This is a genomic window from Sphingobium sp. R-21 (assembly GCF_049913335.1).
In the GTDB taxonomy this organism is placed as follows: Bacteria; Pseudomonadota; Alphaproteobacteria; order Sphingomonadales; family Sphingomonadaceae; genus Sphingobium.
The window spans coordinates 967,504-982,052 of the sequence record NZ_CP184374.1 but is presented as its reverse complement, the minus strand read 5'-3'; the positions used below and the strand labels follow the sequence as shown (position 1 = coordinate 982,052).

The following is a 14,549-nucleotide window of genomic DNA, read 5'->3' as shown; positions in this document are numbered from 1 at the left end:
TGGCGCATCTCACCGAGGTCCGCAATTGGTCGCTTTCATCCAACTGCGCCTGACTTCGCTTCGCTCAGCAAGGCTTCAATCCTTCTCCCGCCGAGTGAGAAGGATATGGGGCGTCAGCTTACCAGCCGCCTCAACCCCGCCACCGTATCCGCTTCCGCCGCAGGCTTGTCCCGCCTGATCCGGGCGATGCGGGGGAAGCGCATCGCCAGGCCCGATTTGTGGCGTTTGCTCTCATGGATGCTGTCGAAGGCGACCTCCAGCACCAGCGATTTCTCCACCTCGCGCACCGGGCCGAAGCGGTTTGTCGTGTTGGTGCGCACGAAGCGGTCGAGCCATTTCAGCTCCTCGTCGGTGAAGCCGCTATAGGCCTTCCCAACCGGCAGCAGTTCGCCATCCTCCGTCCAGCAGCCAAAGGTATAGTCCGAATAGAAGGATGAACGTTTACCGTGGCCGCGCTGGGCATACATCATCACGCAATCGGCGGTCAGGGGATCGCGTTTCCATTTATACCAGAGCGCGGCCTTCCGCCCGGCGACATAGGGGCTGTCGCGGCGTTTGAGCATCACGCCTTCGATGGCGGCGTCGCGGGCGCCTGCGCGGATGTCGGCTAGCTGGAGGAAATCCTGCGCTTCTATGAGGACGGAGATGTCGAAGCGGTGGGGGGGCAGCCGGGGGACGATGGTTTCGAGCCTTGCGCGGCGCTGAGCCCAAGGAAGGGCGCGCAGGTCTTCGTCGGCGTCGAGCAATATGTCGTAGAGACGGACGAAGGCGGGATAGTCCTCCATCATCTTCGTCGTGACGGCCTTGCGGCCCAGGCGTTGCTGGAGCGCGTTGAAGCTGGCGGCCTCGCCACCCTGAAATTCGCCTTTGACGAGCAGTTCGCCGTCGAGGACCGCGTGATGGTGGAAGGCTTCGGCTATGTCGGGGAAACTGCCCGTGATGTCGTCGCCTGCGCGGCTGTAGAGGCGCGTCTGCGCGCCCGTGCCGACGATCTGGACGCGAATGCCGTCCCACTTCCATTCGGCGGCATAGTCGGAGAGGTCGACGCTCTCCACCTCCAGCGGGTGGGCGAGCATGAAGGGACGGAAGAAGGGCGTGCCGGCGGGGTCGGGGCGATCGGATCGGCCCTCCGCCCAGGCGAACAGTTCGGCATAGGGCGGCGCCAGGGCGTGCCAGCATTCTTCCACATCGTCGACATCCAGGCCGAAGGCCTGGGCGAAGCCGGTCTTGGCGAGGCGGGCCGAAATGCCTACGCGCAGGCCCCCGGTCGCCAGTTTGAGGAGAGCGAAGCGTCCCGGGGCGTCGAGATGGTCCATCATCTTCGCCAATGTCGCGGGCGCGGCGGCCCGGCTGGTGTCATGGAGGCGGTCGACCATGGCGGAAAGGGTGAGGGAGCCGTCATCCACCTCCTGCGGCTGGTCCTGCGCCTTGGGCCAGAGGAGGGCCACGGTTTCGGCGAGGTCGCCGACATAGTCGCGGCTCATGTCGAACAGCACCGGATCGACGCGGGCGCGGGTCATTTCCGCTATGGTAGAGGCCTTGACGGTTTTCAGGTCCAGATTGCCGGTGAGGGCGGCGAGCGCCCAGCCACGGTCCGGGTCGGGGGCATCGCGCATATAGCTGGCGATCAGGTTCAGCTTGCCGTTGCGGGAGCGGGTGTAGACGAGGCCGTCGAGGAGTTGGGAAAATTGTCTCATCTCACCAGCCGCGCACCTTTCTCTGGAAGATTGGCGATGGCGTCGAAGGGGGCAGTCCAGAGGAGGAGATCGCCGGGCGCATCACCCCTCATCCTCATCTTCGCGGCCGACCAGCGCGAGGGCGCGGGCGCGCATCTGGTGGGTCATGCACCAATGGAGCAGGGCTTCCTCCCGGCCATGGGTGATCCAGGTTTCTGCGGGGGCGACTTCGCGGATGGTGTCGGTCAACTCGTCCCAGTCGGCATGGTCGGAAATCACCAGCGGCAATTCCACATTGCGCTGCCGGGCGCGCTGGCGGACGCGCATCCAGCCTGACGCCATGGCGGTGATGGGGTCGGGCAGGCGGCGGCTCCAGCGGTCATTGAGGGCGGAGGGTGGTGACAGGATGATGCGGCCGCGCATTTCTCCGGCGGGGAGGCCGGTTGCCGGGCGGAGATCGCCCAGGGGGACGCCGAACTGTTCGTAAAGGGCGCACATCCGCTCCAGCGCGCCATGGATGTGGATCGGGTCGTGATGCCCCCTGGCGCGCAGTTCGCAGATCAGGCGCTGCGCCTTGCCAAGGGCATATGCGCCGACCAGGATGCAGCGTTCCGGATTGGCGTGCAGGGCCGCAAGCAGCCGGTCGACCTCGCTGCCCGTATCGGGATGGCGGAAGACGGGAAGGCCGAATGTCGCTTCGGTGACGAAGATGTCGCAGGGCACGGGTTCGAACGCCTTGCAGGTGGGATCGGGGCGGCGCTTGTAATCGCCGGTGACGACGATGCGTTCGCCCGCATGGGACAACAGGATCTGCGCCGAACCCAGCACATGGCCGGCGGGCACATAGCTGATCGTGACCCCGTTCATGCGGATCTCTTCGCCATAGGAGACCGCCGTGCCCGATGCAGTGCCGTAGCGCAGGGCCATGATCGCCAGGGTTTCCCGCGTCGCCCAGACATGGCCGTGCCCGCCGCGCGCATGATCGGCATGGCCATGGGTGACGAGTGCGCGTTCCTGCGGGACGGAAGGATCGATCCAGGCATCCGCGGGGCGGACATAGATGCCGGTGGGGTGTGGTTCGATCCAGTGAGGCATTGCTGAGGAAGAAGGTGGAACGCGCCGCTTGGTTCCGCAAGGGCTTCATATTGTCGTAACCGGATCGTCACGGGGACGACATGCCATTGCCCTAAGCGCGCCGGGACGACCGATGGCGAGGAGGCGCGGCACATGGCATCTACGGCTCACCAGAATGTAATCCGCGCGGTGCACCGGCATCGGCATCTGTCAAGGCAGGGGTTGTTGGAGCGGGCCTTCACCTTCGCCTTCCGGGGCCTTGTCTACGCGCAGATCTGGGAAGATCCGCAGGTCGACATGGAAGCGCTGGCGATCGGGCCGGACAGCCATGTCGTCACCATCGCTTCGGGCGGGTGCAATGTCCTGAGCTATCTGACGGCCAATCCCGCGAGGATCACCGCGGTCGACCTTAACACCGCGCATATCGCGCTCAACCGGTTGAAGCTGGCGGCGGCGCAGGCGCTGCCCGACCATGAGGCGTTCCATCGCTTCTTCGCCAGGGCGGACAGCAAGGAGAATGTGGCGGCTTATCGCGCCTTCGTCGCGCCTGTGCTGGACGATGCGACGCGGCGCTACTGGGAAGGGCGGGATTTCATCGGGCGGCGGCGGATCGGCGGCTTTGCGCGGGGGATCTACCGGCATGGGCTGCTCGGGCGCTTCATCGGTGCAGCACATCTGCTGGCGCGGTTGCATGGCGTCGATCCGCGCCGGATGCTGGACGCGAAGTCGCGCGAGGAGCAGCGGGCGATCTTCGAAACAGAATTGGCGCCGGTGTTCGACAGCGCGTTCATGCGGTGGCTGACGAGCCAGCCTGCTTCGCTCTTCGGCCTTGGCATTCCGCCCGCGCAATATGAGGCGCTGGCCGGGGACGAGCGGATGGACAGCGTGCTGAAGGCGCGGCTGGAGAAGCTGGCCTGCGGTTTCGACCTCAAGGACAATTATTTTGCGGTGCAGGCCTTTGGACGCGGTTATGCCGGCGGGACTGGCCCCTTGCCGCCCTATTTGCAGGCGGCGAACCATGCAGCCGTGGTGGAGCGCGCCGGGCGGGCGGACGTCCGGCATGGGAATTTCACCGACTTCCTGGCGTCGCAACAAGCCGGGTCGGCGGATCGCTACATCCTGCTCGACGCGCAGGACTGGATGGATGATGCGCAGTTGAATGCGCTCTGGGCGCAGATCACGCGGACGGCCAGGCCCGGTGCGCGGGTGCTGTTCCGGACGGCGGGCGAGCCGAGCATCCTGCCGGGCCGGGTCGATGACGCGCTGCTGGCGCGCTGGGTCTATCGGGCCGGGGAATCACGCGACTATACGGCGCGGGATCGTTCGGCCATCTATGGCGGCGTCCACCTCTATGTGCTGGGCGACGCGTGATGACGGGCGGGCATGGGGGGCTGATGGACAGCGTCTATCGGCGCCAGCGGCATATTTATGACCTTTCCCGCAAATTCTACCTGCTGGGGCGCGATGGTCTGATTGCCGATCTGACCCCGCCGACCGGTGGGGCGGTGCTGGAGATTGGTTGCGGCACCGGGCGCAACCTGATCGCCGTGGGCAAGGCCTGGCCGGAAGCGCGGCTTTACGGGGTCGACATATCCGAAGCGATGCTGAAGACGGCGCGGAAGGCCGTGATGAAGGCGGGGCTGGCGGATCGCGTCGTGCTGGCGCGGGGCGATGCCTGCGCTTTCGATGCAGGGGCGCTGTTCGGGCGGGAGCGGTTCGAGCGGGTGTTCATCAGCTATGCGCTGTCGATGATACCGGATTGGGAAAGCGCTTTGCGGCAGGCCGCAGGGTGCGTGGCGCCGGGCGGCAAGCTGGAGTTTGTCGATTTCGGGCAACAGGATGGTCTGCCGGGCTTCTGGAGGCGGGCCCTGTTCGGATGGCTCGCCCGATTCCATGTGTCGCCGCGGGCGGGACTGGGGCAGGCGATCGGAAGAGTGGCGGCGGACCTGGGCGGCTTTCCGCATAGCCGGAGCCTGTATCGGGGCTATGCGGTCAGGGGCGGGTTGATCCGGCTGTGAATCTTGGAAGGCGACCGTTCAGGCCGCCTTCCTGAATTCCAGTTCCAGACGATCCCAGATTTCCACCAGGGCATCGACCAGTTCGCGCATCATCGCTTCGCTGTGCGCCGGTCCCGGCGTGAAGCGCAGGCGTTCCGTGCCGCGCGGCACGGTGGGGTAATTGATCGGCTGCACATAGGCGCCATATTCCGCGAGCAAAATGTCGCTGATCCGCTTCGCCTTGACCGGATCGCCCACCATCAGCGGGACGATGTGCGTCACCGATGGCATGACCGGCAGGCCGGCTTCGGCCATCAGGCGCTTCAGGGTCGCGGCGGACGCCTGCTGGCCTTCGCGTTCCTCGCTCGACTGCTTGAGGTGGCGCACGCTGGCCAGCACGCCGGCCACGAGTACCGGGGAGAGGGAGGTGGTGAAGATGAAGCCCGGCGCATAGCTGCGGATCACGTCCACGATCATCTGGTCGGCGGCGATATAGCCGCCCATGACGCCGAACGCCTTGCCCAGCGTGCCTTCGATGATGGTCAGACGATGTGCGACATCATCGCGTTCTGAAATGCCGCCGCCGCGCGGGCCGTACATGCCGACTGCATGAACCTCGTCCAGATAGGTGAGCGCGTTGAATTCGTCCGCCAGGTCGCAGATCGCCGCTATCGGGGCGACGTCGCCGTCCATCGAATAGACGCTTTCAAAGGCAATCAGCTTGGGCACGTCGGGATCTTCGGCGGCGAGAAGTTCGCGCAGATGGTCGACGTCATTATGGCGGAAGACGCGCTTTTCGCAGCCCGAATTGCGGATGCCCGCGATCATCGAGGCGTGGTTCAGTTCGTCGGAGAAGATGATGCAGCCGGGCAGGATCCGGGCGAGGGTAGAGAGCGTCGCTTCATTCGAGACATAGCCCGAAGTGAACAGCAGCGCGCCTTCCTTGCCGTGCAGGTCGGCGAGTTCCGCCTCCAGATCCACATGATAATGGGTGTTGCCGCCGATATTGCGGGTGCCGCCGGAGCCTGCGCCGACATCGTGCAGCGCCTCTTCCATCGCGGCGACGACCTTGGGATGCTGGCCCATGGCGAGATAGTCGTTGGAACACCAGACGGTGATGGGCTTTGGCCCATTATGGCCGTGGAAGCAGCGGGCGTTGGGGAAGGCGCCCTTGTTGCGCAGGATGTCGATGAAAACGCGATAACGGCCTTCGCTATGCAGCCGGTCGATCGCCTGCGTGAAGATGTGCTTGTAGTTCACCTGAAAGCCCAGTCCCTATTCCCGCTTCCCCTCTTTCGAGGGGCATTTACCTGCTGTGTCCGCCCATTACCAGTGATAAACGTTCGCAGCCTTAGGGAGAATTACCTATCACACTGATAGAAAGGCTTGCGATTGGACCAAAGGTCCACCCGTTTCAAAGGCCCTCCATCCGCTGCAGCCCATAGCCGGCAAGCGCGGCGCGCAGAGGTTCGACGCCCTGGTCCAGCCGCGTGAACAGCGCTGTTCCGGGGGACGGGGCGGACGGCCATTCCTGCCCCACTGTCAGGTAGGCGATGCGGCGCGCAATGCCCTCACCCCCATGCACGAAGCGGAGCGGGCGCGGCGATGCGGCGGCCAGTTCGGCCTCTACCAGCGGAAAATGCGTGCAGGCGAGGACCACTATGTCCATCCTGTCGCCGCCGGGCTGATCGAGCAGGCCGGCCAGCGCGTCGCGCGCTATGGCAGGATCGAGCGGTTCGCCGCGCAATTTCGCCTCGGCAAGCTGGACCAGCGCGGCCGACCCATGGCGCAGGACCGTGCAATCGGCGCCATGTTCGGCCGCGAGCCGGTCGACATAGGGCTGGCGCACCGTGGCGTCCGTGCCAAGCACGCCGAAGACGCGGCTTTGGGACAGCAGGGCGGCGGGCTTGATCGCCGGCACCGTGCCGACGACGGGAATGTCGAGCGCCGCGCGCACCGCCGGCAGCGCGATGGTGGAGGCGGTGTTGCAGGCGATGACGGCCAGTCGCGGGCGGTATCGTTCCACCAGCCGGCCCAGCAGGGCGGGAACGCGGGCGGCGATTTCCGCCTCGCTCTTGGTTCCATAGGGGAAGCCTGCACTGTCGGCCGCATAGACGACCGGCGCGTTGGGCAGTGCGGCGCGTGCCGGGCCAAGGATGGAAAGCCCGCCGACGCCGGAATCGAAGAACAGCAGGGGTGCATGGGGTGCGACGGTCATTATGCCCGATATGTCGCGACGTCCGGCATTCCTGTCAACGGGCGGCCTGTCAACGGCTGGGCTGTCAACGGGCGGCCTTTCATCGGGCGGCTGCCCAGGCCGGGTTCCGGTGTGTGCAAGGCGCCCCTCCAAGGGTTGCCCGGCGCGCCGGGAACGCTATGGTCGCGCCGCAACCATAATGGCGAGATCATGACTCCTCCCTGGCTACTTCCCGCATTCGTCCTGCTGATCGGTTATCTGCTGGGTTCCATTCCCTTCGGCCTGCTGCTGACGCGCGTCACCGGCGCGGGCGACCTGCGCAAGATCGGGTCGGGGAATATCGGCGCGACCAATGTGCTGCGGACCGGGCGCAAGGGGCTGGCGGCGGCGACGCTGCTGCTCGACCTGCTGAAGGGCGCGGCGGCGGTGCTGATCGGTTCGGCGCTGATCGAGGGCGGTGGGCCGATGGCGGGCGCCATGGCCTTTATCGGCCATTGCTATCCGGTCTGGCTCCGTTTTGCCGGTGGCAAGGGCGTGGCGACGATGATGGGCGTGGTGACGGCGCTGTACTGGCCGGCGGGAATCGTCTTCGCGGTCGTGTGGCTGGGGGCGCTGTTCGGGACGAAATGGTCCTCCGTCGGCGGCATGTCGGCGGCGGTGAGCGCGCCCGTCGCCATGTGGTGCCTTGGCCGGATCGACCTGGTCCCCGTCGCGCTGGCGCTCGCGCTGATCGTGCTATGGCGGCACCGGGCGAATATCGCGCGGCTTGCCAGGGGGACGGAGCCGAAGGTCGGTGCTTCGAAAAAGGCTGCGGGCGGGGAATGAGCGAGCAGGAGCGGTTCAACCGCCTGCGCCTGATCCGTTCGCCGCGCATCGGCCTCGTGACATTCCGCCAGTTGATGGCGCGCTTCGGCACGGCGGGCGAGGCCTTGCGCGCCGTGCCGGACATGGCGGCGCGGGGCGGGGGCAAGGCGAGCATCATCGACGCGCAGATCGTCGAACAGGAAATTGCGCGCAGCCGGGCGGCTGGCGCGCGCTATCTCATCATCGGCGATGCCGATTATCCCTTCCTGCTGGACCAGATGGAAGGCGCGCCGCCGGCGCTGATCGTGCGCGGGCATGTGTCGCTGGCGGGGCGCGAATGCGTGGCGATGGTGGGCGCGCGCAATGCCTCCGCCGCGGCATGCCGTTTCGCCCGAACGCTGGCGCAGGAACTGGGGCAGCGAGGCGCCGTGGTGGTTTCGGGGCTGGCGCGGGGAATTGACACCGCCGCGCATCAGGGCGCGCTGGAAAGCGGCACCATCGCCGTCATCGCCTGCGGCATCGACATCGCCTTTCCGCCTGAAAATGCCGAGTTGCAGGAGCGGTTGGCGGAGGAAGGATTGCTGGTCACCGAGCATCCGCCGGGCACGCAGCCCCTGGCGCGGCAGTTTCCGGCGCGCAACAGGATCATCGCCGGGCTGGCGAGGGGCACCGTTGTCGTCGAGGCGGCGCCCAGGTCCGGCTCGCTGATCACGGCGCGGCTGGCGGGCGAGGCGGGGCGGGAGGTCATGGCCGTGCCCGGTTCCCCGCTCGATCCCCGCGCCCAGGGATGCAACCAGCTGATTCGGGAGGGCGCGGTGCTGATCCAGAGCGCCGCCGACGTGATCGAGGCGATCGGCGCCATCGATCCGCGCATGGTTCGCCAGCCGGGAAGCGATTTTTCGGGCGAGCCGCCGTCGGGCGACGTGGCCGATCGGGAGCGGGCGTCGATCGTCGCGCTGCTGGGTCCGGCGCCCGTGCCGGTGGACGAACTGATCCGCTTGTCCGGCCTTGGCCCCGCGGTCGTGCAGACGGTGCTGCTGGAACTGGAGCTTGCGGCGCGGCTGGAGCGGCATGCGGGGGGAAAGGTCAGCCTGTCCTGAGCGCGAGCGTTATGCCGCATGTTCGGATGCCCGCTGCATCGCGGCGGGTTGACGGGGGGACAAAACAGCTTTCAGACTCGCGCGTGTACGTGAGAGACAATTTGAACCGGGGCATGAATGCAACTTGTCATCGTTGAATCGCCGGCCAAGGCGAAGACCATCGAAAAATATCTGGGCGGCGATTTCCACGTGCTGGCCAGCTATGGGCATATTCGCGACCTGCCGCCGAAGGACGGGTCGGTGGACCCCGACAACGGCTTTGCCATGAGTTGGGAAAATTATGGCGACAAGGGCAAGCAGCTGAAAGCCATAACCGATGAAGCCAGGAAGGCGACGCGCCTGATCCTGGCGACTGACCCTGATCGCGAAGGGGAGGCCATCAGCTGGCATGTGCAGGAGGTGCTGCGCGCCAAGAAGGCGCTGCCTCAGAAGGTCGACCGCGTCACCTTCAACGCAATCACCAAGCAGGCGGTGACGGACGCGATGGCGCAGCCGCGCGCGTTGGACGAGGATCTGATCGACGCCTATCGGGCGCGGCGGGCGCTGGATTATTTGGTGGGCTTTACCCTGTCGCCGGTGCTGTGGCGCAAGTTGCCGGGCGCCAAGTCGGCGGGGCGCGTGCAGTCGGTGGCGTTGCGGCTGGTGGTCGAGCGCGAGCGCGAGATCGAGAGTTTCGTGCCGCAGGAATATTGGTCCGTCGCGGCCGAGATGGAGCAGGGTGGACAGGGCTTCACCGCCCGGCTGGTCAGGTGGCGCGGGGAGAAGATCGACCGGCTGACCATCGGCAGGGAAGGCGACGCCATGGCCGCGAAGGCGGATGTGGAGGCGGGGCGATTCACCGTCGAGAAGGTCGAGACCAGGCCGGTTTCGCGCAACCCTCCGCCGCCGTTCACGACCTCGACGCTCCAGCAGGAGGCGGCGCGCAAGCTCGGCTTCTCGGCCAGCCATACGATGCGGGTCGCGCAGCAGCTCTATGAGGACGGCGCGATCACCTATATGCGTACCGACGGCGTGCAGATGGACGGCAGCGCCATTTCCGCCGCGCGCAAGGCGATCGCGGAGCGCTATGACGGCGGCTATCTGCCCGAAAAGCCGCGCCAATATCAGACCAAGGCCAAGAATGCCCAGGAAGCGCACGAAGCCATCCGTCCGACCGAATTTGGTCGTGAAAAGGTCGGTTCGGGCGATCATGCGCGGCTTTACGACCTGATCTTCAAGCGGGCGCTGGCAAGCCAGATGGCTTCGGCGCGCATGGAGCGGACCACCGTCGATCTGGTGGATGCGACCGGGCAACATGGGCTGCGCGCCACGGGTCAGGTGGTGATCTTCCCGGGATTCCTGGCGCTCTATGAAGAGGGCCGTGACGATCCTGAGCGCGGCTCCGGCAAACAGGCCTCCGCCGATGCCGAGGAGGATGACAGCAAGCTGCTGCCGCGCATGGTCGCGGGCGACGCTCCGGCGAAGAAGAAGGTGACGGCGGAGCAGCATTTCACCCAGCCGCCGCCGCGTTATTCGGAAGCGTCGCTGGTCAAGAAGCTGGAGGAACTGGGGATCGGGCGTCCGTCCACCTATGCCTCCACGCTTCAGGTGCTCAAGGACCGCGACTATGTGCGGGTGGAGAAGAACCGCTTCTTCGCCGAGGAGAGCGGGCGGCTGGTGACGGCCTTCCTCGAGCGTTTCTTCGAACGCTATGTCTCCTATGACTTCACCGCGGGGCTGGAAGAAGAACTGGACGATATTTCCGGCGGCCGCGCCCAGTGGCAGGCGGTGCTGGAAGCCTTCTGGCGCGACTTCAAGCCGAAGACCGCCGAGGTGATGGAGCAGAAGCCGTCCGACATCACGGCGGAGCTGGACAAGTTCCTGGAGCCGATGCTGTTTCCGCCCAGGGCCGACGGCAGCAATCCGCGCGCCTGCCCCATGTGCGGCGACGGGCAGTTGGCGCTGCGTGGCGGACGCTTCGGGGCGTTCATTGCCTGCTCCAACTATCCTGAGTGCAAATATACGCGGAAGTTCGGCCAGCCGGGCGGCAAGGAAGGCGACGAGGATACGGGTCCGGAGGTGCTGGGCAAGCATCCGGAAACCGGGCAGGACATCGTCCGGAAATCCGGGCGTTTCGGCCCCTATATCGAGATGGGCGAGGGGAAGGAGGCCAAGCGCGGTTCCATTCCCAAGGACCTGCCCGATGGCGAGATGACGCTGGATTGGGCCGTGAAGCTGTTGAGCCTGCCCCGCGAGGTCGGGCTGCATCCGGAGACGGGCAAGCCGATCGTGGCCAATATCGGGCGTTTCGGGCCCTATTTGCTGCATGACGGCAAATATGGCCGCCTGTCATCGACCGCCGAGATTTTCGAGGTGGGGATGAACAGCGCCGTCGCCAAGCTGGCCGACGCGGCGAACAAGGGCGGGCGGGGGGCTTCCTCGCGGGAGCCGTTGAAGGTGCTTGGCAAGCATCCGCGCACGGAGGTCGAGATCAAGCTGATGGCGGGGCGCTATGGCCCTTATGTGACCGACGGCACGACCAATGCGACCTTGCCCAAGACGATCGAGCAGGAAGCCTTGACGCTGGAGGAGGCGGCGCAGCTGATCGACGCGCGGGCTGCGGCGGCGCCGGCGAAGAAGGGGAAGAAGGCTCCGGCGAAAAAGGGTGCGGCCAAGAAGCCTGCTGCGAAAAAGGCGCCTGCGAAGAAGAAGGTGGCGGCGGAATAGCCACCCTTCAAGCGAGGCGCGACGTGCTCCTGCCTGCGCAGGAGCACGTCGCATTATTGGATGGATTCACTCCACCCAATCCAGACCGATGTCGCGGTAGATGAAGCGGTCATCCTCCCAATCCTCCTTCACCTTGACGTGGAGGTAGAGATGGACCTTGACGCCCAGCAGGCTGGCGAGTTCGGCGCGCGCCTTTGATCCGATTTCCTTGAGGCGCTGACCGCCCTTGCCCAGCACGATCGCGCGCTGGCTGGGGCGGCCGACCAGTATCTGCTGGTGGATTTCGACGGAACCGTCCTCGCGCTCGCTATATTTTTCGGTGTCCACTGCGGCGGCATAGGGCAGTTCGGCATGGAGTTGGTGATAGAGCTGTTCGCGGGTGATCTCGGCGGCCAGCATGCGATCGGTGGCGTCGGAAACCTGATCCTCAGGGAAATGCCAGGGGCCTTCCGGCATGGCCCTGGCAAAGGCGGCCTTGAGTTCGGGAAGGCCATCGCCGGTGGCGGCGCTGACGAAAAATGTCTCGGCGATATCGAGCTGCTCGTAGAGCTTCTGGGTGTGGACCAGCAGCTTTTCCTTGATGGCGATATCGACCTTGTTGAGGATCAGCCATTTCTTTTCCGGGCGGGCGGCGAGGGCGGAAATGATCGGTTCCATCTTGGCGCCCAGCCCGGCCTTGCCGTCGACGACCAGCGCGATCAGGTCAGCGCCCTGCGCGCCGCCCCAGGCGGCCTGCACCATGGCGCGGTCCAGCCGGCGTCGGGGGGCGAAGATGCCGGGCGTGTCGACCAGCACCATCTGCGCGTCGCCCTCGATCGCGACGCCCATGACGCGGGTTCGGGTGGTCTGCGCCTTGGGGCTGGTAATCGCCACCTTCTGGCCGACAAGGGCATTTACCAGCGTCGATTTGCCCGCATTGGGGGCGCCGACGATGGCGATTACGCCGCAGCGTTGATTGTCGAGATCGATCGTCAAACAAGAACTCCGTTCACCCGGCGCCTTTCGCCGGGCTTCTTTCCTACCGTAAAATCAGGCTTTGGGACAGGATCAGCCGCCCAGCTTTTCCAACAGGGCCTTTGCCGCCGCCGTTTCCGCTTCCTGCTTGGAACCGCCCGATGCGCTTGCCTCGCCCGCGCCCCTGATGCTGACGGTGACCGTGAATTTCAGGGCGTGGTGCGGGCCGGAGCGGTCGGTCATCGCATATTCCGGCGGCTTGCGCTTGTTGGCGGCCGCCCATTCCTGAAGAGCGGATTTGGGGTGTTTGGGCGCGCTCGCCTGGGTATCGACGCGGTCGGCCCAGAGGCGGCGAACCAAGGCGCGGACTTCCTCCAGCCCGCCTTCCAAATAGAGCGCGCCGATCAGCGCCTCCATGACGTCGCCCAGGACATTGTCGCTGTCCGCCGCGCCATCGTCGCGGGCCTGCTTTCCCAGCACCAGATGAGCGGGAACCCCGGCGCTGCGGGCGACGTCGGCACAGGTCTCGCCCGATACCAGGGCGTTGAAGCGGCGGGAGAGCTTGCCTTCCGGTTCGCCGGAAAAGCGGTCATAGAGCCATTCCGCGACCAGCAGGCCGAGTATGCGGTCGCCAAGAAATTCCAGCCGTTCGTAATTCACCGCACTGGCGCTGCCATGGGTCAGCGCCTGATCGAAGGCGGCCGGATCCCGCGGCGTGCGGCCGATCAGGGTCTTGAGCCAGCCTTCGGTGTCCGGTTTCGTCAAAAGCCTTCCCCGATCCGGCTCCAGCGCGCGGCGGTGAACCATGTCCAGGGCAGCAGCCAGTTCGCGCTGCCGTCGGTCGAGAAGACGGAGACCATCGCCTTCCCCACCAGATTTTCCTCCGGCACCAGGCCGATGCCGCCACCTTCGACCGCCGGGAAGCGGCTGTCCGCGCTGCGATCCCGATTGTCGCCCATCATGAAGAGATGGCCTTCCGGCACGACCACCGTGTCGCGGTCGTCGGCCGCGCCGTCCGGTACCAGGTCAAGCACATTGTAGCTTTTGCCGCCCGGCAGCGTCTCCCGATATTGGGGATAGCGGCACTGGCGCCCGCCATCGGGTGCGGCTTCCTCGAACTTCGGGCGGTAGCAGGGGGAGGGGCTGCCTTCCTTTTCCGCCGCGTCGACCATATTGGGGGTGACGGGTATGACGAGGTCGGCCACCTTCTGCTTGGGAATCGCCTGGCCGTTCAGATAGACGGTGCCGCCGCGTACCGAGATCATGTCGCCGGGCAGACCGATGACGCGCTTGATATAGTCGTTCTTCTGGTTTGGCGGCGCCTTGAACACCACCACGTCGCCGCGATGGGGCGTGGATGCGAAGATGCGGCCGGGGATCAGCGGGATGCCGAAGGGCAGGGAATAGCGCGAATAGCCATAGGGCCATTTCGCCACCAGCAGATAATCCCCGATCAGCAGGCGCGGCTGCATCGATTCCGACGGGATGTTGAAGGGCGATACGATGAAGCTGCGAAGGACGAAGACGAACACCGCCAGCTTTGCGAGAAACCAGAGGAAATCCCGCGTTTCGGATTTTGCGCTCATGCTTTGGTCGTCTTTTCCTTCATTTCGCCCTGAAAACAGGCCGTCGCGGCTTTTGCGGGTTAGTAAAGCCGCCGTCAAGCGCGCTAGAGCGCGTCGCGTCAAATCCGACTCATCCAGCGCGTTCTATTCTTTTGATGTCGCATCGTTTTTGCGCAAAACCGGTTCCCGCTTCTGCGCACGATGCTCCAGGATGGATCGCCATTCAGCGCTGACGGCCCGCACATGATGATTTGCCGCGCTTCCGATGTTCCTATGCTGCACGAAAAACCGCCATTTTTCGGTTCGTCATCCTATGAAAGGCAACCCTTTTCGACGACCGGGCGATCGTCACCCGATAGACCCTTGCCGCCTGATTTTTCCTGCTTGACGGTGCAATAGCGGAACGACTTGGCTAGGATGGCAAGAATCGACAGGTGCAGCGTCGGTGTCGACCAACAGCGAAACAAGAGGATATT

Annotated in this window: 12 protein-coding genes; 5 read left to right on the top strand and 7 right to left on the bottom strand. The window is 65.4% G+C overall.

Annotation, left to right across the window (positions count from 1 at the left end; genetic code table 11):
* Nucleotides 1-113 precede the first annotated feature (113 nt).
* On the bottom strand, nt 114-1,697 hold the full coding sequence (locus ACN9MX_RS04570) for a cisplatin damage response ATP-dependent DNA ligase (protein WP_426387258.1): 1,584 nt from the start codon (nt 1,695-1,697) through the stop codon (nt 114-116).
* An 81-nt stretch (nt 1,698-1,778) separates the two neighbouring features.
* Entirely contained in the window at nt 1,779-2,771 is a 993-nt protein-coding gene (locus tag ACN9MX_RS04565) for a ligase-associated DNA damage response exonuclease (protein ID WP_363825771.1), read from the bottom strand.
* Between the two features lie 132 nt (nt 2,772-2,903).
* Between ACN9MX_RS04565 and ACN9MX_RS04560 the strand changes: the two genes are divergently transcribed.
* Together ACN9MX_RS04560 and ACN9MX_RS04555 are read left to right on the top strand one after the other, a co-directional pair.
* Nucleotides 2,904-4,121: a DUF3419 family protein gene (locus tag ACN9MX_RS04560; protein WP_426387257.1), complete on the top strand. Its 1,218-nt coding sequence runs from the start codon at nt 2,904-2,906 to the stop codon at nt 4,119-4,121.
* Nucleotides 4,121-4,768: a class I SAM-dependent methyltransferase gene (locus ACN9MX_RS04555; protein WP_426387256.1), complete on the top strand. Its 648-nt coding sequence runs from the start codon at nt 4,121-4,123 to the stop codon at nt 4,766-4,768. Before ACN9MX_RS04560 ends, ACN9MX_RS04555 begins: the two co-directional genes overlap by 1 nt.
* A gap of 18 nt (nt 4,769-4,786) precedes the next feature.
* Here the strand turns inward: ACN9MX_RS04555 and hemA are convergent, their stop codons facing one another.
* Both hemA and murI read right to left on the bottom strand, forming a co-directional pair.
* On the bottom strand, nt 4,787-6,007 hold the full coding sequence (gene hemA, locus ACN9MX_RS04550; protein ID WP_363734783.1) for a 5-aminolevulinate synthase: 1,221 nt from the start codon (nt 6,005-6,007) through the stop codon (nt 4,787-4,789).
* Nucleotides 6,008-6,161: 154 nt separating this feature from the next.
* Nucleotides 6,162-6,965, bottom strand: a complete 804-nt coding sequence (murI, locus tag ACN9MX_RS04545; protein ID WP_363734784.1) for a glutamate racemase — start codon at nt 6,963-6,965, stop codon at nt 6,162-6,164.
* 189 nt (nt 6,966-7,154) lie between these two features.
* On the opposite strand from murI, the gene plsY reads away from it, so the two are divergent.
* The 3 genes from plsY (at nt 7,155) to topA (ending at nt 11,554) form a co-directional block, all read left to right on the top strand.
* Entirely contained in the window at nt 7,155-7,769 is a 615-nt protein-coding gene (gene plsY, locus ACN9MX_RS04540) for a glycerol-3-phosphate 1-O-acyltransferase PlsY (protein WP_426387472.1), read from the top strand.
* On the top strand, nt 7,766-8,848 hold the full coding sequence (gene dprA, locus ACN9MX_RS04535; protein WP_426387255.1) for a DNA-processing protein DprA: 1,083 nt from the start codon (nt 7,766-7,768) through the stop codon (nt 8,846-8,848). Before plsY ends, dprA begins: the two co-directional genes overlap by 4 nt.
* 117 nt (nt 8,849-8,965) lie before the next feature.
* The gene (gene topA / locus ACN9MX_RS04530; protein ID WP_426387254.1) at nt 8,966-11,554 is read left to right on the top strand and encodes a type I DNA topoisomerase; all 2,589 of its coding nucleotides are present in this window, start codon (nt 8,966-8,968) and stop codon (nt 11,552-11,554) included.
* A gap of 66 nt (nt 11,555-11,620) precedes the next feature.
* On the opposite strand, the gene era is transcribed toward topA, so the two are convergent.
* The 3 genes from era to lepB all read right to left on the bottom strand — a co-directional run bounded on the left by era (nt 11,621) and on the right by lepB (nt 14,094).
* Nucleotides 11,621-12,529: a GTPase Era gene (era, locus tag ACN9MX_RS04525; RefSeq protein WP_426387253.1), complete on the bottom strand. Its 909-nt coding sequence runs from the start codon at nt 12,527-12,529 to the stop codon at nt 11,621-11,623.
* Between the two features lie 72 nt (nt 12,530-12,601).
* Nucleotides 12,602-13,315 carry a ribonuclease III gene (rnc, locus tag ACN9MX_RS04520; RefSeq protein WP_363734788.1) on the bottom strand — a complete coding sequence of 238 codons (714 nt, stop codon included), beginning with the start codon at nt 13,313-13,315 and terminating at the stop codon, nt 12,602-12,604.
* On the bottom strand, nt 13,270-14,094 hold the full coding sequence (lepB, locus tag ACN9MX_RS04515) for a signal peptidase I (RefSeq protein WP_133652043.1): 825 nt from the start codon (nt 14,092-14,094) through the stop codon (nt 13,270-13,272). The genes rnc and lepB overlap by 46 nt, the downstream gene beginning before the upstream one ends.
* Nucleotides 14,095-14,549 lie beyond the last annotated feature (455 nt).